This is a genomic window from Sporosarcina obsidiansis (genome assembly GCF_009651005.1).
GTDB lineage: Bacteria > Bacillota > Bacilli > Bacillales_A > Planococcaceae > Sporosarcina > Sporosarcina obsidiansis.
This window is the reverse complement of record NZ_WHVW01000007.1, coordinates 44,095-68,151: the sequence shown is the minus strand read 5'-3', so window position 1 is coordinate 68,151 and position 24,057 is coordinate 44,095. Positions and strand designations below refer to the sequence as shown.

23 protein-coding genes and 1 pseudogene are annotated in these 24,057 nt (G+C 38.8%); 19 read left to right on the top strand and 5 right to left on the bottom strand.

Annotated elements, in window-relative coordinates; translation table 11 throughout:
• Nucleotides 1-146: 146 nt before the first annotated feature.
• A pseudogene (locus tag GD002_RS07890) lies at nucleotides 147-1,301 on the bottom strand (Na+/H+ antiporter NhaC family protein); the annotation flags it as partial.
• A 508-nt stretch (nucleotides 1,302-1,809) separates the two neighbouring features.
• Here GD002_RS07890 and GD002_RS07885 point away from each other — a divergent pair.
• The 6 genes from GD002_RS07885 (at nucleotide 1,810) to GD002_RS17755 (ending at nucleotide 4,666) form a co-directional block, all read left to right on the top strand.
• Nucleotides 1,810-2,244 (top strand): hypothetical protein, encoded by a 435-nt coding sequence (locus tag GD002_RS07885; protein ID WP_153731810.1) that lies wholly within the window; start codon nucleotides 1,810-1,812, stop codon nucleotides 2,242-2,244.
• A gap of 60 nt (nucleotides 2,245-2,304) precedes the next feature.
• Entirely contained in the window at nucleotides 2,305-2,748 is a 444-nt protein-coding gene (locus tag GD002_RS07880) for a hypothetical protein (protein WP_153731809.1), read from the top strand.
• Nucleotides 2,749-2,948: 200 nt separating this feature from the next.
• Nucleotides 2,949-3,257 (top strand): hypothetical protein, encoded by a 309-nt coding sequence (locus GD002_RS07875; protein ID WP_228548330.1) that lies wholly within the window; start codon nucleotides 2,949-2,951, stop codon nucleotides 3,255-3,257.
• Between the two features lie 444 nt (nucleotides 3,258-3,701).
• The gene (locus tag GD002_RS18170; RefSeq protein WP_408020085.1) at nucleotides 3,702-3,917 is read left to right on the top strand and encodes an LD-carboxypeptidase; all 216 of its coding nucleotides are present in this window, start codon (nucleotides 3,702-3,704) and stop codon (nucleotides 3,915-3,917) included.
• 58 nt (nucleotides 3,918-3,975) lie between these two features.
• The gene (locus tag GD002_RS18165; protein WP_408020084.1) at nucleotides 3,976-4,083 is read left to right on the top strand and encodes a hypothetical protein; all 108 of its coding nucleotides are present in this window, start codon (nucleotides 3,976-3,978) and stop codon (nucleotides 4,081-4,083) included.
• Nucleotides 4,084-4,516: 433 nt separating this feature from the next.
• Entirely contained in the window at nucleotides 4,517-4,666 is a 150-nt protein-coding gene (locus GD002_RS17755; protein ID WP_194841513.1) for a hypothetical protein, read from the top strand.
• Between the two features lie 360 nt (nucleotides 4,667-5,026).
• Here the strand turns inward: GD002_RS17755 and GD002_RS07865 are convergent, their stop codons facing one another.
• Complete coding sequence (locus tag GD002_RS07865) at nucleotides 5,027-6,706, bottom strand: methyl-accepting chemotaxis protein (protein ID WP_153731808.1); 1,680 nt, start codon at nucleotides 6,704-6,706, stop codon at nucleotides 5,027-5,029.
• A 591-nt stretch (nucleotides 6,707-7,297) separates the two neighbouring features.
• Here GD002_RS07865 and GD002_RS07860 point away from each other — a divergent pair.
• A complete protein-coding gene (locus GD002_RS07860) occupies nucleotides 7,298-7,846 on the top strand; it encodes a hypothetical protein (RefSeq protein WP_153731807.1) in 549 nt (182 codons plus the stop codon).
• Between the two features lie 500 nt (nucleotides 7,847-8,346).
• On the top strand, nucleotides 8,347-8,742 hold the full coding sequence (locus GD002_RS07855; protein WP_153731806.1) for a hypothetical protein: 396 nt from the start codon (nucleotides 8,347-8,349) through the stop codon (nucleotides 8,740-8,742).
• A gap of 563 nt (nucleotides 8,743-9,305) precedes the next feature.
• On the opposite strand, the gene GD002_RS07850 is transcribed toward GD002_RS07855, so the two are convergent.
• Nucleotides 9,306-9,854, bottom strand: a complete 549-nt coding sequence (locus tag GD002_RS07850) for a GbsR/MarR family transcriptional regulator (RefSeq protein WP_228548329.1) — start codon at nucleotides 9,852-9,854, stop codon at nucleotides 9,306-9,308.
• Between the two features lie 262 nt (nucleotides 9,855-10,116).
• Here GD002_RS07850 and GD002_RS07845 point away from each other — a divergent pair, with 262 nt between their 5' ends.
• The 8 genes from GD002_RS07845 to GD002_RS07810 are packed head-to-tail and all read left to right on the top strand — an operon-like array spanning nucleotide 10,117 to nucleotide 18,472.
• Nucleotides 10,117-11,049: an ABC transporter permease gene (locus GD002_RS07845; RefSeq protein WP_153731904.1), complete on the top strand. Its 933-nt coding sequence runs from the start codon at nucleotides 10,117-10,119 to the stop codon at nucleotides 11,047-11,049.
• Nucleotides 11,046-11,990: an ABC transporter permease gene (locus GD002_RS07840; protein ID WP_153731804.1), complete on the top strand. Its 945-nt coding sequence runs from the start codon at nucleotides 11,046-11,048 to the stop codon at nucleotides 11,988-11,990. Before GD002_RS07845 ends, GD002_RS07840 begins: the two co-directional genes overlap by 4 nt.
• An 11-nt stretch (nucleotides 11,991-12,001) precedes the next feature.
• Nucleotides 12,002-13,030, top strand: a complete 1,029-nt coding sequence (locus GD002_RS07835) for an ABC transporter ATP-binding protein (RefSeq protein WP_153731803.1) — start codon at nucleotides 12,002-12,004, stop codon at nucleotides 13,028-13,030.
• Nucleotides 12,993-13,988, top strand: a complete 996-nt coding sequence (locus GD002_RS07830) for an ABC transporter ATP-binding protein (protein ID WP_153731802.1) — start codon at nucleotides 12,993-12,995, stop codon at nucleotides 13,986-13,988. Before GD002_RS07835 ends, GD002_RS07830 begins: the two co-directional genes overlap by 38 nt.
• Nucleotides 13,989-14,003: 15 nt before the next feature.
• Complete coding sequence (locus GD002_RS07825; RefSeq protein ID WP_153731801.1) at nucleotides 14,004-15,608, top strand: peptide ABC transporter substrate-binding protein; 1,605 nt, start codon at nucleotides 14,004-14,006, stop codon at nucleotides 15,606-15,608.
• 60 nt (nucleotides 15,609-15,668) lie between these two features.
• Entirely contained in the window at nucleotides 15,669-16,043 is a 375-nt protein-coding gene (locus GD002_RS07820) for a DUF3899 domain-containing protein (RefSeq protein WP_153731800.1), read from the top strand.
• A gap of 37 nt (nucleotides 16,044-16,080) precedes the next feature.
• Nucleotides 16,081-17,262, top strand: a complete 1,182-nt coding sequence (locus GD002_RS07815; protein ID WP_153731799.1) for an amidohydrolase — start codon at nucleotides 16,081-16,083, stop codon at nucleotides 17,260-17,262.
• A gap of 43 nt (nucleotides 17,263-17,305) precedes the next feature.
• Nucleotides 17,306-18,472: an amidohydrolase gene (locus GD002_RS07810; RefSeq protein WP_153731798.1), complete on the top strand. Its 1,167-nt coding sequence runs from the start codon at nucleotides 17,306-17,308 to the stop codon at nucleotides 18,470-18,472.
• A 310-nt stretch (nucleotides 18,473-18,782) separates the two neighbouring features.
• Here GD002_RS07810 and GD002_RS07805 read toward each other — a convergent pair whose 3' ends face one another.
• The gene (locus GD002_RS07805; RefSeq protein WP_153731797.1) at nucleotides 18,783-19,556 is read right to left on the bottom strand and encodes an SDR family NAD(P)-dependent oxidoreductase; all 774 of its coding nucleotides are present in this window, start codon (nucleotides 19,554-19,556) and stop codon (nucleotides 18,783-18,785) included.
• 197 nt (nucleotides 19,557-19,753) lie between these two features.
• Nucleotides 19,754-20,335, bottom strand: coding sequence for a 2OG-Fe(II) oxygenase (locus GD002_RS07800; RefSeq protein ID WP_228548335.1), 582 nt, complete (start codon nucleotides 20,333-20,335; stop codon nucleotides 19,754-19,756).
• A 433-nt stretch (nucleotides 20,336-20,768) separates the two neighbouring features.
• On the opposite strand from GD002_RS07800, the gene GD002_RS07795 reads away from it, so the two are divergent.
• From GD002_RS07795 to GD002_RS07785, 3 genes are all read left to right on the top strand, one after another.
• Entirely contained in the window at nucleotides 20,769-21,032 is a 264-nt protein-coding gene (locus tag GD002_RS07795; RefSeq protein ID WP_153731795.1) for a hypothetical protein, read from the top strand.
• A gap of 238 nt (nucleotides 21,033-21,270) precedes the next feature.
• Nucleotides 21,271-22,647, top strand: coding sequence for a vWA domain-containing protein (locus GD002_RS07790; protein ID WP_153731794.1), 1,377 nt, complete (start codon nucleotides 21,271-21,273; stop codon nucleotides 22,645-22,647).
• Nucleotides 22,648-23,757: 1,110 nt separating this feature from the next.
• Nucleotides 23,758-23,997: a hypothetical protein gene (locus GD002_RS07785; RefSeq protein WP_153731793.1), complete on the top strand. Its 240-nt coding sequence runs from the start codon at nucleotides 23,758-23,760 to the stop codon at nucleotides 23,995-23,997.
• Nucleotides 23,998-24,057: the final 60 nt, after the last annotated feature.

Sequence of the window (24,057 nt, the reverse complement as noted above, 5' to 3'; positions counted from 1 at the left end):
GAGTGCCCTACAGATAGGTTTGAAATAGTAAATATAAAAAATGTCACCCTTCATCTACTGAATAAGTAAAACAAATTGGAATATAGACGACATTAACAAGTCCCGAAATAATCTCTCATTGTTTCGGGACTTGCTGTGTTATTTCACTATTTCATAATCACGCTCTGAGGATCAGAGGTATGGTCAGTGCCTGTTTGATCCGTCTCATCTTCCTTAAATATCGCAAATCCAGTGATCGCATAGACGATGGCAACCAATGGAGACAGTATCGCGAAAAAAGTATAAGGAAGAGACTCGATCGTTGTTACACCTAATACACCTGTGGCAAAAATTGCTCCTGATGACCAGGGAACGACGAATGTAGTTATGGTTCCGGCGTCTTCCAATGTCCGTGAAAGAACTCTTCTTGAAATTTTCAGTTTTTCATACGCGGAGCGGAACATCTCTCCGGGTATCATAATGGCAACGTACTGGCTTGCTGATAGCATATTCGTGACAAAACAACTCGCAATGGTCGTAAGGATCAGCTTTGTCTGCGTATCCATGAAAGAAGTCATTTTCCCCAATATCACAGAAATAATGCCTGTTCTCTGTAAAATCTCACTCAGGCTGAACACCAGGATGACCAATGTGATGACTGTGAACATCCCCTTGATTCCGCCGCGCTGAAGAAGTTTGTCGATATCTTCAATCCCTGTTTCATATACAAACCCGTCCATGAATGAATTCAATATGGTAGGCACGCCAAATGACGACTGGAAAATGAACGCCGTTACAATAGCTGTGAACGCCCCAATATTTAACGCAATGACAGGCGGTACTTTCTTGACGATCAGAAAGATGGTCAGCAATGGAACTACTAGAAGCACCGGTGTGATCGTAAAGTGTTCTTTCAGTGTGTTGGTGATGAGCGCTGTCTTTTCCAGTTCATAATTGCCGCTGTATTTAAGCCCTAACAGCCAATACAGTATTCCTGAAATAAGTACAGCGGGGACGGTGGTATACAGCATGGAGTGAATATGCCTGAATATATTCACCCCTGCCACGCCCGAAGCCATATTCGTTGTATCGGAGAACGGAGTCATTTTATCTCCGAATATAGCACCGGAGATGACCATTCCTGCAATGATCGGGGAAGGGATACCCATCCCGTAGCCGATCCCGATAAAGGCGATGCCCAGGGTCCCGATGGTGGCATAGGAACTGCCGGTGAAGTACGTTACGATACAGCAAATGATAAAGCCTGTGATCAGGAAGTAAGACGGGCTCAGGATATTCAGGCCGTAAAAAATGATGGAAGGGACATTCCCGGATACGTTCTAGGCTCCTATGATCATCCCGACACTCATGAAAATCATAGATGATCAAGGTGGATTTTTTGGCGCCTTCTATATGCTGATAGGTGTAGGGAATCATCGTCAGAGAAGGGAAGGTCTTTCCGGCATTCAATATGTTTTGAATCAAACTTCGGGGTGAGATGATTGCGACTTTTACTTTCATTTGTTTTTGCCTCCGTGATTTGTATTTCATGCGTGGTGTTTGTATGTATTCTATCAGAGAAAAATCTATTGCCTCTAGCAGTGTCGGTAAAATATAAAAGCGTTTCATTTACCATCCGTTTACTATTCTAAAAGAGTATAGTAAGATCCATTTAACTGAAAAAATAAGTGGACTGAGGTAGTAGAATGGAAGCTATGTATGCCGAACCTGATGATGTAGACGGTAATAACTTACATATCATCGCGGACACGTTTACTGAATTCATTGATATGCTGACAGCAGCGGAATGACCGGGAGGGAAGGAATGTTATGAAACAGGGCGATCACATGGAACGATTGGAATTCGGTCCCTGGACCATTGAAACGGATAAAGGACGAACTGAGGAGTTCTATGCCGGTCACCATCTCATCACACAGGACTGCAGCTGTGAAGATTGTCTGCATTATGTTCAGGCATGTGAGCAATTCCCTGCAGAAATCCGCGATTTATTTTATGTTCTCGGAATTGATCCGTGTAAAGAAGGGGAAGTTTCAGCGTTTGGCAGGAGCGGAGACGGTACGCATCATTATGTGGTGTTTTATCATTTTGCCGGCAGGCTCATTGAAGGGCCTGAGCAGGATGAAACTATGTCGTCATACAAGCTGGCGGGTTTTGACATAAGTTTTACGGAAGAAACAGACTTAGTGCCGGAAAGGTTTCCATCGCCAGTGGTACAAGTTGAATTGGAAATGTATCTGGACTAAAAAACATCATGAACCTACATGAACCAAGAATGCCTATTCCACAGAAAAGGATGATTCAGTATGGACTACTGGGAAATTACCGGGAACCCGACAGGCGCGGTATATGAAAATTTGATGCAAGTACTTTGTGCGCATTCAGACGAATTTTATTTCATAACCCGGAAAGAGTTGACATACGACCGGACGGTACTGGATCAATTTGCACCATACATGAAGAACAGTTATAAAACAAAAACGTTTGCGCAGACGATCACTAAAGGTCCGGCGGCTACAGTATATGTGATCGAGTCATCTCCGGATACTTTGGAATTACTGATCAAGTCGGCCAATTCACTCTATGACTGGGTAGCTCCGCAGCTGCCTGAAGACATGACTTTCCTGAAAAACAATTTTGAATGGTTTTCCTGCACGACACATGAAGAGCAGGCAATCTTTTCACTGCGTTCTGAATACTATAAGCAGCTCGTCAGAAATATTGATGGATTACAAGTACAAGAAGAGTGATTTTATTCAGCAGGCTGACGCGTTCAATCGGGTTATTATGAAGTACAGTTCCTTATATAATTCAAATGTAATTATGAACAGGTGTGAAATTTTTATATAAAGAGACTTGCCAGAATATCCGGCACACTTTCGGCAGGTAGTAGAATTCAATATAATGAAAAATGATGAAGCAGGATCCATTTTTAGAGGGAGGGATACGGGTGAGTGAGGTGCAGTTACAAAATTGCAATTTGAATATTTGGTACTCTCTGCCCGATGAATTGTGGGGTAAGCTAGCTGCTGTATACGAAAGTATGCCAGGATGGATAGGTTTTAAAAATGGAATTCCCTATTGGTTCGGGCAGGAAGATGAGGATGTTTTTATATGTGCCTCTGTGGAACCGAGCGGGTTATCATTTTATGCACAGATGAGCGATGATGAGTGGAGTTCGTGGATAGGGAAATTTAAGTCGGAAGCGACAAGAGCCTTGGGGTTTGAAGTCGGGGAACCTGAAGACGGTTTTCTCTAGATATCAAGTGATTGCTTCTGGTTTTACTTTTACTTATAAAGCAGTTTATAGAGATAGTAGTAAAGATGAGATCATTCTTTTCAGTTTTGAGTTTCACACTTCCTCTTTTGAATATAATTCAATATATTTTAGGAGGCCGGATCGCCTGTCATAAATTCTGAATATGGCTGGAAAGATAGGGGGATATTCCTGTTTTTACAGTCTGTTTTTCTTAGTAAGTGTACTGAAACTCGCTTTATCCCCAAAATAAATTCGCAAACATATGCTAATACATGAGAATAAATTGTGTGCATTACTTACACGGCGAGAGAAGCTACAGGGTAATGGCTACGATACCGCAGAAATTAAAAAAGGCGATACTGTAGGGATTGTCACGCTTGAAAGTCCGTTGGCGGCTAATCGCATTACGGATGGAATTCGGATGTTGCAAAGTATTTTACCGTCATTAAACAAAATCCTAAAATTGTTTCGGGGTACAGCGACATCACGATTTTATTAAATGTGTTGTTTGAATATGCTGACCTCATCGGTTTCCAAAGTTTTTTATTGTTAGACTTTAATCCACAAACCCCTACATATAATTTCGATCAATTTTTTTGCGGCAACATCGACTGCCACTGCGCCTTGGCAAATTACCAACCCACCTGGAGTTCCACTTAACGGAGCAGTTCCCGGAAATCTCATCGGACCGATTGTAGGTGGAAATCTCACGTCATTCGTGGGTACCTTAGGCACATCCTATGAAATCAATACGAAAGGCAGAATTCTTCTCTTGGAAGAAATACATGAACCGATTAATACAGTGTATCGATATTTGAACCACTAAGCGATGGCACGGAAATTTGAAGATTGTGCAAGAATCATTGTGGGACAAATGTACGAACTGTGAACCAGCCTACGGGAAAAGCTAAGCGGATCTGATCAATGAATTTCTAGTTCCACTTGCAAAACCTTTAATGACTAACTTGGCTACAGCACATAGCCACTATATAGTCACCATACCTATGGGAGCCAGTGAGAAAATGGATACGGTGAATTGAACGTTGACGGTGATGGAGCCGTTGGTTAGAGGGTAGTCGAAAATGAGGCCAGTGGAGATTGGAACCAGTATGGTATACAATTAATTAGCCGGTTTTACTGATATATGCAAGGATTGGGAGTATACTAATAAAGTAAGAATGTCTACTTCAATAAAATATGATTTAGAAATTTGTTGTAAAAGTTGACTATAAAGACGACAAGAATAGTAGGTGAATAAAGTGGGGAAATATCAATTAGATTCCAAAGGTCAGGCAGCTGTGGCAAAGTATCATGAAAAAAATAAGCCTGCCCAATTTGATAAAAAGCAGCAACTTGAAAAAATACGCGCGGAGTATTTGAAAAAAAAGCAAAAGCAAGCAGATAAATAATATAAGCTAAAAGGTCCTTACACAGCTCAAGAACAATTCAGAAGTGAGTCTGGACCTGGTATTACAATCAAAGAGTAGACAAGTAAGGGATAACACATGAGAGGAAACTCTGTTGTGATATCCCTTTTTCATTTGTGAGAAGACTTTAAAGGAGAAAATAGATAGAATGATGTCACTTAAAGAAAAAGTGGATCAGTATTCGGTGCGTTGTAATCTAAGGAAGCCGTTAAATTAAGGTACTAAGTTCTGACACAGCTCAGGAACAATTTAGAATTATATCGGGATCTGGTATCTGAAATAATTCGCGTTTTAAAAAACTAGAAGGTCCTCTGGCATCTCACTGCAACAAGCAGCGTAACCTTAATAGGTAAATGATTGAATCGTCTTCTGTAAATCCACAGCCATCTCCGAAAGATAATTCGAAGCTGCCGCCACTTCTTCCATGGCCGCGTTTTGTTCTTCAGAGGACGCCGCCACATTTTGTACATTATCGCTCGATTGAATGGCCACTTCGTTCACATAGTTGATTTCATCACTCAACTGATCGATGTCCTTTTGAATTACATAAATAGCCGCTGTTACATTTTCCATTTGTGTTCTCACATATTGTATCGCATCATCAATACCTATAAATTGGTCTCTGGCAGTATGGACCGTATTTCGGCCTGATAGAACTACCTCGTTATTATTGGAAATATCGGCTTCAATTTGCTCCGTATTGTCGGTAATTTTTGCTACAACATTTTCAATTTCAATAGCAGCTACATGCGATTCATCAGCAAGCTTTCTTACTTCTTCCGCAACTACTGCAAAACCTTTGCCGTGCTCGCCGCTTCGCGCAGCCTCGATAGACGCATTAATCGCCAGCAAGTTCGTCTGCGCTGCGATGTCTTTTATCACGCTGACGGCAGTACCTATGACATGCGTGTTGCTGCTGAGTGTTTGTACACGTTCGCTCAATGTATTCGTATGAGCAGCGATTTCGTCCATTTGACTGAGTGCCTGCGTGATGGAAGTGCGCCCGTCAGCAGCTGCCTGTTTTGTTTCTGCTGTTGCTTGATTGGATTGTTCCATGCTTTTTGTAATGGCATCGATTTTTTCGAGTATATGAGAAGATAAATTCACCACCTCATTCGTTCGTGAATTCTGACTGTCGATACCGCTAGAGATTTCTTGAATCGATATCGTAACGACTTCTGTCGCGTGAGTCACTTCCATGCTGCTCGCCGACAATTGTTCCGCTGTAGCCGCAACTTGTTCGGATGAATCGCCAACTTGTTTCATGGTATCACGAAGTTTCGCTGTCATTGCATTAAATGAACCGGCTAAATCAGCAAATTCGTCATTTGACCGATAAATTAGCTTTCTTTGCAAATCACCCTCCGCAAAGCGGTCCATTTCTTCCACTGTTCTCGTAATTCTTCTGGCAATCGCTTTGCCCTGGAAGTAAGCAATGGAAAAGCTGATTAGGAGCGCAAGAACGACGACCACTATGATCTGCTTCATTCTCGTTTCACTCTTTGCTTTAGTCGATGAAATTAAAGCATTCATGTCCTGTTCTTTTTGAAGGGCCATCGACTTTCCATATGCAACCAATTCCCGTGAGCCTTCGCCTAGAACAGGAAGTGCCAGCTGCTGTGCCTGTTCCATTTCACCGGCTTGTACGAGCGGAATGATTTCTTCATCAATTGGATTTTCCCAGTCTTTTAACTGTTGCAAATAGTGTTCGAACTCTTTGTCCGTCCCTGCCAATGATTGAATGTTTTCAACCGATTGGTGCAGCTGATCGCGAATTTCGTAATGATTTTTGACCATTTCTTCTTTACCATACAAAATATATCCGCGTGCCGCAGCATTCGCCCGTACAGTTTGGAAAGAGGCATCATTGTATAAATTCATTAATTCTGTGTCCCGTTCAATTTCGGCCAGTGTGCCGTTATTGTCATTCATTGAATACAGCGCCATTCCTGCAATTGCTAATAAAAAGAGAAAAACCAATCCAAAAGCAAACTGCAGCTTACGTCCAACTGTAATTTTCATTTCGCTCACCCCGTTAGATCTATTGATGTTATATGGAAATCATACCATAATTTCCATAGGTAAATAGCCTTTTTCAATAAACACTGTGCGTGTTTTTTATACTTTCACAGCACATCCCTATCCTCCAACTTACTCTTCATGCAAACGCTCATCCATGCTGATATGCACCAGTCCCTCACTTGATTGAAGATGCCAGAGTATTGGGGACAGAAAGAGTCAATAGTGCGGAGTTTTGAGCCACTGCATGTGGGCCCTAGAATTAGTAAAAACAGAGGCGAGAGTTACCAAACAGGTAAAGCAATAGAAACTCGTGGTCTATGGCTGTTTGTTTCTAACACAGGAACATCATTTATAATAACTTTAAAATTAAACGAAAGCAGCCCAGTGGATTTTTTCAGGCTGTTTTATTTTTAAAATAGACTTGATTACAGTTTGATAGAAAGACGCTACGGGTATCTTTATGATAACAGGCAATAACTAGCCATATGGTGCTTGCTATATATAACGACTAATTATACCGTGTCCAGTTCTAGCACCAGCATCTGCCTCATAATCATCTAAGTAGACAACCATTAAGGAGAGGTGATTCCAATGAAAAAAATATTTTTCGCAATGATTATCTTATTTCTCGGCTTTTCCTACGCCATGCCCGCCAGTACAGCCTCAGCGGTAGTGAACAGCGGGCTGTCTCCAAACGACGGCTTAATCCTGACTTATTCACCTTCTTTCACCGAGCCCTCAAAAGAAACGTTTCATGTGAAGAAGGAAGAGACCTTTACGTATTTATACAATAAAAAGAGTCAACACTATCCGGAATTGGCCAATTTAGTATATATTGAAGATCACTTTGGATTTTCAGCAAGTGTCGGGCACTCGGATTTTGTTTTTGTAAGTATGCCTTACCCGCTAAAGCAAGGCTCCACTTTCATACAAAGCGATCACTTTGATGATTATAAAGTTCTTGTGGAAAATACGGCTAAGACTGTAAAGGTAAAAGCCGGTACTTTCAAAAACACAGTGATTCTGAAATATCCCGACGGTTCCCGGCTGTATCTCGCTAAAGGAATCGGTATTATTAAAAGCACCAATGCCGCTGGAAACGTGACGACTGAACTCGCTGCTGTAAAAGCAGGGAAGTGATTTTTTTAAGGCAACCACTTTTACTTAGTAATCAACCAGTAAATCATAAACATCTAGACGTTCATATATGCCTAAAACGTATACACCTAAAATAGGCGATGTATATCAAAGTAACAACAGCGATCCGATTATTCTGGCAATGGTTGTGGCTATCCGGGGAAAGTGTTTATGTTTGTTCTTGAATATGTAAATGTAGTGTATTACCGATTCTCTACTGATTTCATTACATTGCCTACACTTTTTCAAACTCAGAACTTCGAAGACTTTGGCGGAAGTATTGCTACTTTACTATAATTTTATAATTTATTGTTATTTATGTATATATTAGCCTTTTTATACATGCGGTTCTCAAAAAAATACAAAAACAAACCAATCGTTTTGGACGAAACAAAGCAACCACCATTATTGCTGTTGCATTAGCCGTTTCTATCATCAACATAGGACAGGCAGAAACTAGCCGTCCGCAACTATTAACGCGGGGTTTTGATAGAAATTATATTGTGAAATATTTAGGAATGTATAACTATTCGATTTATGACTTAGTAGAAACAATGGCAGCCTCATCGCAGCGGGCTTTGGCGGACAATAGTAACATTATAGAAGTGATTGTCTATCAGCATTTAGAATCATTCCAAAACTTTCTGATCGACTACAAATTAAAAAGTAAAGAAGTGACACCATTATTAAATTCATTCACAAAAGATCAGAATACCACGTATTTCGATCACTTCTTCGAACAAACAGGCCAGGGTAAAACTTTTGATGCAGAATGTAGGTTGAAAAATTCGATAGTTGGATTACCGCAAGCATCCGTTTTTTATTACAAAGACCCTATATACGTGCCAGGCGGCTCCTGGCATCTTATAGGATTACGAGTGTACAACGACTATATTTAATGGTAATAATGGGATTTTTCAGGACTTAAATACTGTGTATAAATCATTTGAATTCGATCACTTCTTTGATGCCGGTTATTACGATACAAGTTCATAAAAGATATGGTTGAATATGGTTTGTTGGATAAACCATTCTATGAACAAAATGTAGAGTCTGATGAATGATTGAAAGTTAAGAGTAATATTACGTAAATAAGAGGTATGGAACGAGGGCCTGGCCTTGTTCCATACCTCTTATTTCATGTGGTATAGGGGGGAATGGATCAAGCTTCATACTGCTGCATTTGATAATGTTCAGGCATTTGAAGTTTCCTGTGCAAAAAAATATTTTTTGATTTATATTTCCCTATTTATTTCTTACCCAGGGATCTAATTTGCTTGGGCAGATTGGTGACAGATGATACTGATTGACACAATACAAAGAGAGGATTTGCTGACGGCCCAACGACTGCTAGAGGAGTAGGGGAATCAGAAGCTCTGTCAGTCACACAGGCGTATGCGAATGATATCAAAGGTCTAATCGTATGAGCATCTCATACATACAAAAAAATAATCCTGGTTCACTATTCTTTAGTTTCATCCACTGTTATTGGCACATATTTAAATATTTCTTTTGACTCAAATAGTATGGCTAACCTTCGAATCCAATCGAAGTATTGTAAGGATGCCTCAGAGTCCTCATATAAATCTTGTGCGATTTGTTTCTCTTGTTCTGACGAAGACTCTCCTTCAATAATTTGTGATAGATCTCTTAGTAATCTATTTTCAATATGCACATTTCGTTCAACCAGACTATTCCAATTGTGTACGGAAAGCGTTAAAAAAGTTTGATAATAATCTTGTTCGACAATGTAAGTGTCTTTACGTGAACCGGGCACAAATGTTTTCTCTGCGATATTTAAATTACACATCTGCCGTAACACTTGGCTCATTCTAGTCTTACTCATCCCGGTCTTTTCAGATAATTCATCAAGGTTCATTGGTTTATTCTCGTAATGAATAATAGCTAAAACTTTTCCAATTGTTCCAGCGTAGCCGTATGACTTCATATTTTCAGCCACTTGCTCTATAATTCTATTTTTTATTAAATCAATATTGTTGCTGTTGTCCATATTATCACAATCCATTTTTATAGTAATTTTGATGAAAAAGTTAACTTATATCTAAACGTACTCCTATGCATTTTTCTAGGTTGTATTACATTATAGTATAAAGAAATCAGAAATGAAACATCTTTTAGAATTACAATTTCGTGAAATATGTAAACTTGTAATTGCATAAAGTTTGTGATAATAATATTCATATTGTATCTTTTTTTATATTCTTTAGAAGAATATAATGATTTGGAAATAAGAATTAAAAGGAGTGATGAATATTTATATAGTAAAGCGTATTTTCACGATGTTGTTAACGATTTGGGCGATAGCGACGTTGACATTTATCATTATGAAGTGTATTCCGGGCGATCCATTTGCATCTGACTCCAGAGCGTTACCAGAAGAAGTGTTACAAAATGTTAGAGCTAAATATAACTTAGATAAACCAGTTCCCGTTCAGTACGCTTTATATATGAAAGATATGTTGTCATTTGATCTAGGCGTATCGTTGAACTCTGAAACAAGGACGGTCAATGAAATTATAAAACAAGGAGCACCTGTTTCCGCGATTATTGGTTTACAAGCGATGATTATTGCTGCAATATTTGGAGTTATTTTAGGTAGTGTTTCAGCCTTGAATCATAGAAAATTTATAGATTACTTCGCGACAACTATTGCGATCATCGGAATATCGATCCCAAACTTTATTTTAGCTCCATTTTTAATTAAATATTTTGCTGTGGACATGCCTTTGTTTCCAGTTGCCAGATGGGGAACTTGGATGCATTCTGTTTTGCCATCGATTGCATTAGCGGTCACACCGTTAGCAATAATTGCACGTTTTATGAGATCAAGTATGTTAGAAGTTCTCAAACAAGATTACATAATGACCGCAAATTCCAAAGGTCTTTCGAAATATAAAATCGTTTGGTCTCATGGTATCCGAAATGCTATTTTGCCAGTCGTTTCTTTTATTGGTCCTTTATTTGCGTCTTTAATTACAGGAACGTTTGTCATTGAACAAATCTTTGCTATCCCTGGTATTGGAAGATACTTCGTTGAAAGTGTTTTTAATCGAGATTATCCAGTCATTATGGGAACGACAATCTTTTTCAGTGCAGTTTTGGTATTTGTTCTATTTATAATTGATATGTCTTATCGATTAATAGATCCGCGAATTAAGCTAACGAGTGAGGGGGATGGAAAATGAGCAAAGAAGTAATTAATGATTCTTCATTTAAAAAATTACAAAAAAATAACGATTTTGCTGAAAATTCCATGCGTCCAAGTGTTAGCGCATTCAAAGAATCTGTAATTAATATAGTAAAGAATAAGATGGCTGTAATAGGATTTATTTTGATAGTAGTTATCTTCTTTTTAGCTATATTTGGTCCGCACATGGTGAACTATGGACATTCTGAACAAATACTGGAAGATGCGAATTTACCTCCATCTTTGGATCACTGGTTTGGTACAGATAACTTAGGACGGGATATGTGGGTAAGGACATGGTTAGGTGCACGAGTATCACTCACAGTAGGACTTGCAGCAACGCTAATAGATATTATTTTTGGTGTCGTTATCGGAGGAATAGCGGGCTATGCAGCAGGGAGAGGCAAAATAGGAGATAGAATAGACGGGTTCTTAATGCGTCTAATAGAGATTTTATACGGAATTCCTTATTTATTAGTCGTAATTTTACTACTTGTAGTAATGGAGCCAGGGCTATTCACTATTATCATTGCACTTGCTGCTACCGGATGGGTGGGAATGGCAAGGATCATTAGGGGACAAGTTTTGCAATTAAGTACACAAGACTATGTATTAGCTGCACAGAAATTAGGAACCCCCCATTGGAAAATTATAACGAAGCATTTATGGCCGAATACTTTGAATATTATTATTGTAAATTTATCATTTACAATTCCAACGGCAATTTTTTCAGAAGCCTTTCTAAGTTTTATTGGATTAGGTGTTCAAGCACCCTTCGCAAGTTGGGGAACAATGGCGAATGATGCTTTGAGTGTGATCTTTAGTGGAGAATGGTGGCAATTATTTTTCCCAGCTCTTTTGATTTCATTTACGATGTTTGCATTTAACGTTTTTGGAGACGGAGTCCAGGATGCCCTTGACCCGAGTATAAAAGAATAGGAGGGATAACCATTGGCAGTTTGTTGGAAGTGAATCATTTAGATGTCGTATTTAGAACATATGGTGGAGAGGTAAAAGCTGTTAGAGATGTATCTTTTCATGTAGATCACGGAGAGATTGTTGCGATTGTGGGAGAAAGTGGAAGTGGAAAAAGTGTGACTGTAAAAACCATTGCAGGGTTGATGCAATCTGAGAATGCTGAAATTAGAAATGGAAACGTTTTACTTAACGGAACAGATCTACTGAAGATGACAGAAAAAGAATTGAGAAAAGTTAAAGGTTCTACCATGACCATGGTCTTTCAAGACTCGATGACGTCTTTAAATCCAACTATGAAAGTTGGGAAGCAAATTGAAGAAAGTATTAAAGAACATACCGGGCTTTCTAAAAGTGAACGGAAAGATAAAGTTATTACGATTTTGAAGCAGGTAGGTATTCCTAATCCTGAATTGCGTGCAGAGCAATACCCTCATGAATTCAGTGGGGGAATGCGTCAAAGGGTTATGATTGCGATTGCTCTAGCGTGTAATCCCGAATTACTTATAGCTGATGAACCGACTACAGCCTTAGACGTGACGATTCAAGCACAAATATTAGATTTGTTAAAAGGCTTGCAAGCTAATTATAATACATCGATTATTTTGATTACACATGATTTAGGCGTTGTAGCGGAAACAGCGAAAAAGGTTATCGTGATGTATGCTGGGATGGTGGTTGAAAAGGCCCCAGTCGATCAAATTTTTAAACATCCAGGTCATCCGTATACAGAAGGACTCATTAATTCTATGCCCGATGTATCAACGGATAAAAACGAACGTCTGATTCCAATAGAAGGCTCCCCTCCTGATTTGTTCTCCCCTCCTACAGGATGCCCTTTTGTTAGTCGATGTAAATATGCAATGGAAGTATGTGAACATCATATCCCGCCAGAATTTGAAGTGAAATATAATCATTTTTCCCGTTGTTGGTTACATGACGAGAGAGCGGGAGTAAATCATTTTAATGCAAATAAAGAGGGTGAAGAAACTGACCAAAAATAAAAAAATTTTAGAAGTGAAAAATTTGAAGAAGTATTTTCCTCAAAATAAAACCGAAAGCGTTAAAGCAGTTGACGATGTCAGTTTTCATGTACTCGAAGGAGAAACGTTTGGACTTGTAGGAGAAAGTGGAAGTGGGAAATCAACTTTAGGGAAAGTTATTACTGGAATTATACCAGCAACAGAAGGTGAAATTATTTACAATGGACAGTTACTAGATTCTTACAAGGGCAATGAAAAGAAACGAGTCAATAGAGAAATCCAAATGATTTTCCAAGATCCGCAGTCCTCGCTAAACCCACGTATGCGCATTTTGGATATTATTGCAGAAGGAATCGACGCTCACAAATTAGCATTAGGAAAAAAAAGAAAAGAAGCAGTTTACGCTACAATGCAGCAAGTTGGACTGAACCCCGATTTCATTAAACGTTATCCACGTGAGTTTAGTGGGGGGCAAAGACAACGGATAGGAATTGCCAGAGCAATAGCGGTAGATCCGAAATTCATTGTGGCTGATGAGCCTATTTCAGCATTAGATGTTTCAATTCAAGCACAAGTGATTAACTTGTTTGAAGACTTGAAAAAAGAAAATGAGTTAACTTATTTATTCATTGCGCATGATTTAAGTATGGTTAAGTACATCAGTGACCGAGTTGGTGTAATGTACTTGGGAAAAATTATGGAAATTGCCAAAAGTGAAGACTTATTTGAAAATACGCTTCACCCTTATACGAAAGCACTTATTTCAGCCATTCCGAATATTGAAAGCGCGAATAATCCGAAAAAAGAAAACGGAAGAATTTTGTTGGAAGGTGACCCGCCAAATCCGCTTCATCCACCAAGTGGCTGTCGTTTTCGAAAGAGATGTCCTTTAGCAATGGATATTTGTAAAGAGCAAGTTCCACAAATGCGAGAGGCAGAAAAGGATCACTGGGTTGCATGTCATTTATATAATAAATAACAACGGGGGAGAAAAATGAAAAAAAAATCAACAGCTTTAGTCGTCTTGCTTTTTTCAATACTTTTGCTGGCTGCTTGTAGTAGTGGAGAAGATTCGAAAAAGGAATCCCAAAATGATCAATCGATTACTGTCAATGTTATGACGGAACCACCTAGTTTAGACCCAGCACTAGCTACAGATAATAAGTCAGGTTGGATTTTAGATCACTTATTTGAAGGGTTATACATGCGTGACAAAGATGGACAACCCGTCCTTGGTGCTGCTGAAGATGTAGATATTTCTGAAGACCGGACAGTGTATACATTTACAATTCGTGACGATGCAAAATGGGCGGATGGTTCGCCTTTAACTGCTGGAGACTTTGAATATGCTTGGAAACGTGTTTTAAATCCGGAAACTGGAAGTAAAATGGCGTTTTATCTGTATTACATTAAAAATGCAAAAGCATATAACAATGGTGAAGTAGAAGCAGATGAAGTCGGTGTGGAAGCAAAAGATGATAAAACATTAGTCGTAGAATTAGATAGCCCGGTTGGTTATTTTGAAGAAATGCTGACGTTTTGGTCTTATTACCCTGTAAAACAAGATGCTGTTGAAAAGGATAAAAATTGGTCGGCGAACGCTGATACTTATGTTGGCAACGGACCTTTTTCTTTAGCGAAATGGAAGCATGATGATAGTGTGCTAGTAGAGAAAAATGATGAATATTTTGCAAGTGATGAAGTAACTCTTAAAGAAATCGAATTTGCAATGGTGGATGATGCCAATACATATCAGCAAATGTTCAATGCTGGTGAGTTTGATATGATTATGGAAATACCTTCAAGTATGATCGAAACAATGAAAGATGATGATAGATTGAAAACAGAACCATACTTTGGAACGTACATGTACATGTTTAACGTAGAAAAAGAACCGTTTACAAATGCAAAAATACGTCGGGCATTTGCTATGTCATTAAATCGTGAAGAATTAACAAAATATATTACAAAAGCGGGAGAAGAGCCTGCTTTTGCAATGATACCACCTGGCGTTACAACTGATTCAGGAGACTTCAGGGACGGTGCAGAGCCGTATTTTGAAGAAAATGCGGCGCAGGCAAAAGTTCTATTAGAAGAAGGCATGAAAGAAGAAGGTTGGAATACATTACCCACAGTCGAGTTAATCTATAATACCGATGAAAACCATAAAAGTATTGCAGAAGCAGTACAAGAAATGATCCGAAAAAACTTAGATGTAGAAGTAAAGCTTTTGAATCAAGAGTGGAAGACTTTCCTGGATACAACAGCCCAAGGAAATTATCAAATAGCAAGACTTGGTTGGACAGGGATTGTACTAGATCCGGTTGTGATGTTAGATGCTTACTTAGGAGATAGTCCGGATAACGAGACAAACTGGCTTAATGAGGATTTTGACCGTTTAATCGAAGAAGCAAAAGTAGAGTCTGATTTAGAGAAACGCATCAAAATGCTACATGAAGCTGAAAGTATTCTAATGCAAGAAATGCCGTTTATTCCTGTTTATTATTATTCTAAGACATACTTAACACAAGATAGAATAGAAGACGTTGCATATTACCGAAACATTTATCCGAATTTAAAATGGGTAAAAGTTAAATAAGCAAACTAATAGGTGTAGGGGAAATCCTACACCTATTGGTATTGGAGGATTAGTTTACGTTTGAAAAACTATATCATATCTATATTATTATTGGTCGCATTATATGTTTTCTTTTGGGGATACTTTTCTTGGCGTATTTTGGAAATGACAAATATTGCTTTTATGTTTGGTTTACTAAGTTTAACGTTTTTTGTCATTTTAAAGATTATACAATCAGGTTTTTTTGACTTATTTTTTACGAGTATGCGTCAATTCAAAGGCTTTATTTTTCGAAAATCAAATGCCGAAAACAGAATAGAAAAGCAGTTGAGTGAAGATATTCAATTACAAGAATTTAAAAAGAGTGCATATAAATGGAGTCTTGCCATTACGTTAACAGTTGCATTGTCTTCATTTATTATGTCCTTACTGGGATTATTTTTGCTTAAAGGATAAATGATTGGTAAAAATATTTTATTAGGGAGGTCCTTTCTTGAAAAAAAGAGTTTATGAAAAAGTTGAGCATTTATTTGAAGAGATGGTACGAGTAAGAAGACATTTACATATGTATCCTGAGCTTTCATTTGAAGAAATAGAAACAGCGAAATTTATTTCTAATTATCAGAAAGATCTAGGATTAGAAGTGCAAACGAATGTTGGAGGAAACGGTGTAGTGGCAAAGTTGAAAGGGGGAAAGCCTGGTAAGACGGTTGCTATTCGTGCCGATTTTGACGCGCTGCCTATACAAGAGGAAAATGACGTATCTTATAAATCTAAAAATGATGGGATTATGCATGCATGTGGGCATGATGCCCATACTGCGATAGCTCTTGGAATCGCGAAAGCCTTTTCTGAAGTGAAGGATGAGTTGGTAGGAGATCTTGTATTTATCCATCAACATGCAGAGGAAGTAGATCCCGGCGGTGCTAAGTCTATGATTGAGGATGGAGCTTTGAAGGATGTCGATGCAGTTTTTGCTACTCACATGGAGAATTATATTCCAATAGACCATATTTGGCATAATGACAGTTATATTTTGGCGGCTTGCGATGATTTTAAAATTACGATAAAGGGGAAAGGCGGACATGCAGCTTTCCCACAAGATTCTCCGGATGTGATTTTAATAGGGAGCCAAATTATTAATCAATTACATCATATAACCGGACGGAAAATAAATCCTTTAAAATCATCTGTCATAACGATTGGATCGTTTCATGCCGGTGAAGCCTCCAATATTATACCCGCTTCAGCTGTTATGGAAGGCACAGCCCGAATGTTTGAAGAGAGTGTTCGAAAAGATATTGAGAAATCCATTCATCAAATTACGGAGCATACCTGTAAGGCGTATGGTGTGGATTATGAAATAGAGTACATTAACGGTTATCCAGCAACCAAAAATGATTCGTATATCAATCAATTAGTAGTTGCTGAAGCTAGTAATGTCATTCCGAAAGAGAATATATGGAAGATGGAACCAAACATGGGGACAGAAGACTTTTCTTATTTTGCTCAAAAAGTGCCGGCGACTTATTTCTTCACCGGTTCTGCTAATGAAGAGCTAGGGGCTACCTATCCCTATCATCACCCTAAATTTAATATTGATGAAAAAGCAATGCTGAATGCAGCGAAAATAATGTCTGGAGCCATTATAGAATTTTTGAAAGAGAACAAGTAATAGTGAGTAATAAAGTCCATATCTAAAATTAAGGAGGAATTTTATGTTCGCGATAAAAAACGCTATGATTCTAGATGGAAAAGGAAACACTATACAAAATGGCACGATTCTAATTAAAAATGGAAAGATCGAAGAAGTCGTTGAAGGAACGTTAGAAATACCATCTTCTTTTCGTGTATTAGACGTAGACGGAAGTATTGTTACACCTGGATTAATAGACGTGCATACACATTTAGGAATTGAAGAGATGGAAACGGGAGGAGAAGGAGAAGATCTCAATGAAGAAACGAATCCGATCACTCCTGAGCTGCGTGTAATAGACGGTATACATATGTCTGACCCGGCCATTGAAGATGCGAGAAAAGCTGGCGTGACGACTGTGCAAATTTTGCCGGGCAGTTCGAATATAATCGGAGGAGAAATGGCAGTTATTAAACTGCGTAAAGATATCGTAGTAGACAGATGTATTCTTAAAGCCCCATCAGGTATGAAAGCCGCGTTAGGAGAAAACCCTAAAATGACATACGGCTCTAAAGGTAGGGCCCCCATGACAAGAATGAAAATTGCTGCGATGCTCCGACAAGCATTGATTGATGCAAAAGAGTATCAAAAGCAAGTTGCAAAAGGCGAGACTCCACGTCACATAGACAAGGAAAATCTTGTAAAGGTATTAACGAAAGAGATCCCATTAAGAGTCCACGCACACCGTGTCGATGATATCGTAACGGTTTTACGTATTAAAGAAGAGTTCGATATCGATGTGACAATCGAACATTGCACAGAAGGGCATCTAATTGCAGATTATATATCTGAAAGTGATGTCATGGTTTCGGTTGGCCCGACAATGTCTCCAAAATCAAAAATTGAATTGAAAAATAAGTCTTGGGAAACACCTAAAACTCTAGTGGACGCAAATATACTAATTGCATTAACGACAGATCACTCTGTTGTCGGAATTGACCATTTGATAACTACTGGGATTATAGCCATGAAGAATGGCATTTCAGAACAGCAAGCGTTACAAGCAATTACATATAACTCGGCTGTCTATATGGGGGTAGAAGACCGGGTGGGTTCATTGGAAAAAGGAAAAGATGCAGACCTGGTTATTTGGAGCGGAGACATATTCGATTTGCGGTCAAGCGTGACGCATACCATGATCGACGGTGAATTCGTGTTTATGAAAGATAACTTAACGATTGCCGAATAAGTTAAAGATAATTCAAAGCTAAAATGTTGAAAAACTCTAATTTCGAAACAGTAATTATCATTAATGAAGCCAGACTGTTGATTAATTAAAATTATACTAAATACTTGTAACGAAGACTCTGGTTATTGATGAAGGTTAGTAAATTTACTTATACAGAAAAAGTAGGGGTATACGTCGAAAAGTTAGAAAGAATAGAAGTCGATACCAGGTTTCTGTACAAATCTGGATCGTTAATCATATTTGAATAAAAAATGGATCAAGCTGTATGCCTGATCCATTTTCTTGTAAGAATGTTTAAAACCTATTTATATCATTGTTGCATTTTACCTGCAGTATAACCGCCATCCACTGCAAGTGTTACACCGCTAATTGATTTGGCAAGGTCCGAGCATAGAAACACCACAGCATTTGCTTGATCTTCCGCAGTAGACATTCTTCCAGCTGGAAGTGAATTAAGTACTGCCTGGTATTGTTCTGGGGATGTTTTTGACCAGCTTTCAATTGCAGGTGTAATGGTTGCGCCAGGGGCAATTGAATTAATGGTAATGCCTTTTTGACCGTATTCCAATGCAACTGATTTAGTTAAACCAGCAATTGCATGTTTCGATGCCGTATATGGAGCCATGTTTGGTGAGCCTTCAATACCAGCACCTGATGCCGTATTGACAATTGCACCACCACCCGTTTTCAGCATCGCATTGACTTCATGCTTGATACAGTAAAATGTGCCGTACAGATTTACCTTAAGCGTAATATCCCAATCCTTGGAATCCAATTCTCCGATGGGCTTCTGGCCTTTGTTAATGCCCGCATTGTTATGTGCAAAATCCAGCTGGCCAAATGTTTCAACTGTTTTATTCACAAGTGCAATTACTTGCTCCTCATCACTGACATCACATTTAAAAAAGGCTGCTTCCCCGCCATGATCTTTGATAATTTGTACGGTTTCTTGACCTGATTCTTCACTCACGTCAGAGATCATGACCTTCGCGCCAGCTTTTGCTAATGCTATTGCTGTGGCTCTACCGATTCCGGAACCTGATGCTGTGACTAATCCTGCTTTTCCCTCCATAATTCCTGCCATGAAAAACACTCCTTTTTTATAAATACCTCTATTCGTTTACACATGAACAATATACGCCCAAATTTACGTCAAATCAAACATATAGTTTAACATCTAACTAAGTTCGTTGCGTGTGGTATACATATGATGTAGGTGGTATAAATAAGTGAACTTTCAGGATTGTTTTTCTTACAGATATCATTACTAAAAATAATCTTTCAAGTTACTCTTTGTTTTCTCATCCATTGCGTTGCGACCCACTTTTCACCTTCTACAACGGGTGCACCACCGTGTAAAGTCAAATCATTCAGTGTTTGGTCGCTATAGAAATACTCAAAGTAAACGGCCATCCCTTTTCGGGGCGATACAGAAAACTTCAGGTGCGGGAAGAATGTTTCTCCACCTTGTTCTACATCATGTAAGTACATCACAAGCGTACTAATTCGATTGTTTGTTACGTTACTTTCAGGTGAAAAGAAATCATGATGCGCTCTGTACTGTTGACCCGGAGTATACCGAAGGATCTGAAGTTCTTCTCCGTGATCAACAGGGATATTCATAATTGCTGAAATTCGTTTTTTGACTCTCGTAACGATGAGGTTTTCACTTTCCTCTATAAACATACTGCTGCTTGTTCGTAGCTCATTTTCTTCACGTGTAGTTCCGATTTTTGAACGTTTTACTTTGTCTCTAGCCAATCGGATCAGTTCATCGCATTCTTCATCACTTAACACATTGCCTAACACGACGATTAATGGCTCTTCGATTCTAGCGACTATGTCAATCTCTCTATCCGTCATAATTTTTTTGCCAACATGATGAAATATCGTTTGCTCTTTATTCTCCGCTATCAACTTCGAACACCTCTTAAACTGTTTGATTTTCAAAACAAAAACGTTTTTGGGTAATGGACTTACAGCTAATAACGGGCTACTTTTTAAGATTCACACTTCCTTTTGGAATTAAATTCAATTTATTGTAGCACGCTAGATCAGATATCGTAAAATTTGAATATATCAAGAAATGTAGAAATTACTCTCCTTATTATTTAGTCACTATTGATTTCGATAAATCAATGGATGCATCGGGATATATAAGTTAATTGAATTGCGCCAATTTACTTCATCTTTGATTTCAGTGGTAAATACATATAAAATGTACTTCTGTACTTCTATGATTTACAGAAGAAATACGAATGGACATATAGAATAAATGTAATAGTGGAGGGTCTTTATGAATTATAAAATTAGTAACAAGCAAGTATTCGAACAAGCACAGCTGCGATCGGTTTCAGATGTGCCGTTAACCGAAGAAGAACTTCAAAACGGTATGAAGTTGGCGGTTTCTAAGGAAGACGCTACGTTGGCACTGTATCTGGTAGAAGTAGACGGTCAAAAGAAATTCGAAGTACGTTGGGATGATTCACAAGAGTATTTCACCGGCTGGTATTCCGCCTGGGAAAACTTCACCTGGTGTCTTAATATTGCGGGTAGCTGATTTTACGGGTACTTGTGACAAAACTACTCATCCATATTCTTCAAATAAAAGACTTCGCTGGTTTTTGCAAACTGGCGGAGTTTTTGTGCTTTTAATTGGAGGATTCTTCATATGTAGGTATTTTGTTCATGGACTTTTCGCACCGCGCCATAAGAATGATTTTGTAAATACGGTCTTTTCTCACCTGAAGTTTTCGCTATAATCAAATTAAAATGGGAATGACAAAGGAGATCAGGCGATGAAAAAGCTGTTATATGTGCTATTTTGTTTACTCGTAATGCTGGCAGGCTGCTCTTCTAAAGAAGAGCCTAAAGTACAGGAGCAAACACAGAAAGAGGATGAGGTACAAGAGAAAACAGTTGAGACAGAGGCAGATGCTTTTGAACCAACAGAGCCCGAGTATTATGAAATTGAAGGCGTAGATCGCGAGTTATCGGATGTAGAGAAGGATTTGCTTCGGAAGCCGGGTATTTTCAGCGGAGAGAACTACGACGAAGAAAAGGTAAATGAAGCGATCAATCAGTGGCCGGATGGGTTGACATTGGAGCAGTATTTAAATGAAATGCTGCACTTGGTGGGGGAAGACTATTATGACGGAATGAAGACCTTACTGACGTTTGATACATCAGTGGAAGTCGATCATACGAGACCTGATGAACAAGTGAACCAGCCGGCATTGAAAACAGCTCACTATGCCATCTTGATTGATGCGAGCGGTAGCATGAGAGCGATGGCGGGCGGTAAGACCCGAATGGATTCCGCGAAAGATGCGGTCCTGGATTTTGCCAAACAGATCCCCGAAGATGCGACCTTGTCGATGCGAGTGTACGGTCATAAAGGTTCAGGTAATCAGGCAGATAAGCAACTTTCATGCACGAGCACAGAGAACTTTTACAGCGGAAAGTTTGAAGAGACGGCATTCCGGAAGGCGCTTGGAAAAGTACGACCTGCCGGCTGGACACCGATCGGGCTTGTACTGGAAACGGTGAAAGAGGATATCCCTGAAGATGCAGAAGAAGTAGTCGTCTATGTAGTAAGTGACGGTATTGAAACATGCGGAGGAGATCCCGTGAAGGCTGCTGGAGATCTCGTGGCTGGGAATATAGAAACGGTCGTCAATATTATCGGCTATGACGTGGATAATGAAGGACAGATATTACTGAAAAAAGTGGCAGATGCAGGAAACGGCGAATTTATTTACGTTAATTCCGAAAAAGAATTAAGGAAGTATATGAGAGCTCAGTATGAAGCGATTCAGAAGCAATGGTGGGAGTGGAAAGAGACCAGCAAGAAGGATGCATGGGATCAAAAAGAGAATCTTAAGGAACTTTCTTGGGATACAAAAAAAGCACTTCAGAAACAATCATTGCAGGAAAAAGAACGGTTGAAGGAAGCGCGAGCATATTTAAAAACGAAGTACAAAGACTCCGATACTATAATTAAGTTGTCGAATTATTTAATTGAAGATCAGCACAAAAAATATAATTATATTACGAAGAAGGGTAATGAACTTTATAATGAAAGTATTAAAAACGGCCATGAAACGTACAATCAAGTGATAAAAGAAGGTCATGAGAAACATAATGAGGCGGCTAGGAAGAAGCATCAGCAATGAGCAAAGTACGACCATTCAAAGATGTAGGATTTTAATACATCGGCGTTTTTGCATTTGATCTTCTGACGAAGAAGACGAGAAAGTTGTCGAATATCACAGCGAAAGATATGCCTATGACGGATAAAGGGCCGTCTGTGATGGATATGAAAGGAACGAAAGATTTGGTGAATTAAGAGAGGAAGATCAGCTGCGGCTTGGTCTTTTTTGGTTCCCTAACGTTAAATTGGATTTATTTTATATAGTCTTTATAGACCGATCAACGATCATCTTAATCTTGTCCTATCTTTTCAACTTCTATCACTTCCTTCAGGTTTATCCGACTGTTTATATAAGAGCAAACGTAAAGTAGCAAAAAGATATGGAAAATGGATTATCTTATATACCTTCCTGTTGCTGGCAGGGTGCAGTTCCACGCAGGAATAGTCACCGGCAAATTTTGAATTTCCCGCTGAAATCAGCGGCCTTACATCCGTTCAGTCAGAAACGCTCAATAAAAAAATACTGATGGTAGTGAGATTCAAACATTTACAGGTACCAGGCAGTATGCAAAGCCTATGTAACCGAACACACCGTTTTCAGACATCGGACCTTACCGCGAGCTACTCATTAATTATGGAAATGGCAAAACCAAGTCAATTGTTATCTGGGTCAATCTTCGTGCAAAACCAGGGCAGTTCAAATTAGTAGGCAATCGGTATGATTTTAATTACCTGGCCGTCACGACACTCATTTGTGAGTATTGCCTGTATGTGAAAAAACATAATTGTTTTACAAATGTGAATGTTTAAACAAACGCAATAGTTTCTTGCACAGGCATCCTTCATTTGGTTGTTTTCCCAGCCCTATTCGGACTAAGCATCCTGTAAATGGACCCACCATGTACCATGAGATCTACTCCGTCAACAGCGCGATGATCGCTAAACTTCTTGACAAGACCATTCACATCAACAGCCCAATCACCATTTGAAGACAATTTTTTATTACCATGTAAATAATTTATATATTTTCCTACTACAAATAATAATTCAACAATTTATAAACAAAATCATACACTATAATTATGAAATGAATATACGAGTTGTAAATTACCGTTTAAAAGCAGTGTTAACCATGAAATGGCAACAGAAGGTATATTATTTAATAGGTCAGCCAATTGGTGTTTCATTTATGAATGGTCAAGGCACGACAGGGATACTATGTGGGATTTCTGATGGGAAATTGCAGATTATAGAATACCTTTATCAAGTACAATTTGCCTTAAAACAATACGATCTATATACCATCCAAGATATAAATGAATTTCCGTTATGTCCCAATCAACAGTATCTACACCATCAACGACTATATTAAAAATGTGAGGCTGGGACATTAGCAGAAAATATTGTGTAATCAACAATATTCCCCAAATTA

Excerpts from the sequence above, each read along its gene's own strand:
- GD002_RS07790 (WP_153731794.1), top strand. The coding sequence starts at position 21,271 with ATGAAAAAGCTGTTATATGTGCTATTTTGTTTACTCGTAATGCTGGCA.
- GD002_RS07880 (WP_153731809.1), top strand. The coding sequence starts at position 2,305 with ATGGACTACTGGGAAATTACCGGGAACCCGACAGGCGCGGTATATGAA.
- GD002_RS07795 (WP_153731795.1), top strand. The coding sequence starts at position 20,769 with ATGAATTATAAAATTAGTAACAAGCAAGTATTCGAACAAGCACAGCTG.
- GD002_RS07840 (WP_153731804.1), top strand. The coding sequence starts at position 11,046 with ATGAGCAAAGAAGTAATTAATGATTCTTCATTTAAAAAATTACAAAAA.
- GD002_RS07805 (WP_153731797.1), bottom strand. The coding sequence starts at position 19,556 with ATGGCAGGAATTATGGAGGGAAAAGCAGGATTAGTCACAGCATCAGGT.
- GD002_RS07885 (WP_153731810.1), top strand. The coding sequence starts at position 1,810 with ATGAAACAGGGCGATCACATGGAACGATTGGAATTCGGTCCCTGGACC.
- GD002_RS07850 (WP_228548329.1), bottom strand. The coding sequence starts at position 9,854 with ATGGACAACAGCAACAATATTGATTTAATAAAAAATAGAATTATAGAG.
- GD002_RS07800 (WP_228548335.1), bottom strand. The coding sequence starts at position 20,335 with ATGACGGATAGAGAGATTGACATAGTCGCTAGAATCGAAGAGCCATTA.
- GD002_RS07830 (WP_153731802.1), top strand. The coding sequence starts at position 12,993 with ATGCAAATAAAGAGGGTGAAGAAACTGACCAAAAATAAAAAAATTTTA.
- GD002_RS07810 (WP_153731798.1), top strand. The coding sequence starts at position 17,306 with ATGTTCGCGATAAAAAACGCTATGATTCTAGATGGAAAAGGAAACACT.
- GD002_RS07825 (WP_153731801.1), top strand. The coding sequence starts at position 14,004 with ATGAAAAAAAAATCAACAGCTTTAGTCGTCTTGCTTTTTTCAATACTT.
- GD002_RS07865 (WP_153731808.1), bottom strand. The coding sequence starts at position 6,706 with ATGAAAATTACAGTTGGACGTAAGCTGCAGTTTGCTTTTGGATTGGTT.
- GD002_RS07785 (WP_153731793.1), top strand. The coding sequence starts at position 23,758 with ATGAAATGGCAACAGAAGGTATATTATTTAATAGGTCAGCCAATTGGT.
- GD002_RS07860 (WP_153731807.1), top strand. The coding sequence starts at position 7,298 with ATGAAAAAAATATTTTTCGCAATGATTATCTTATTTCTCGGCTTTTCC.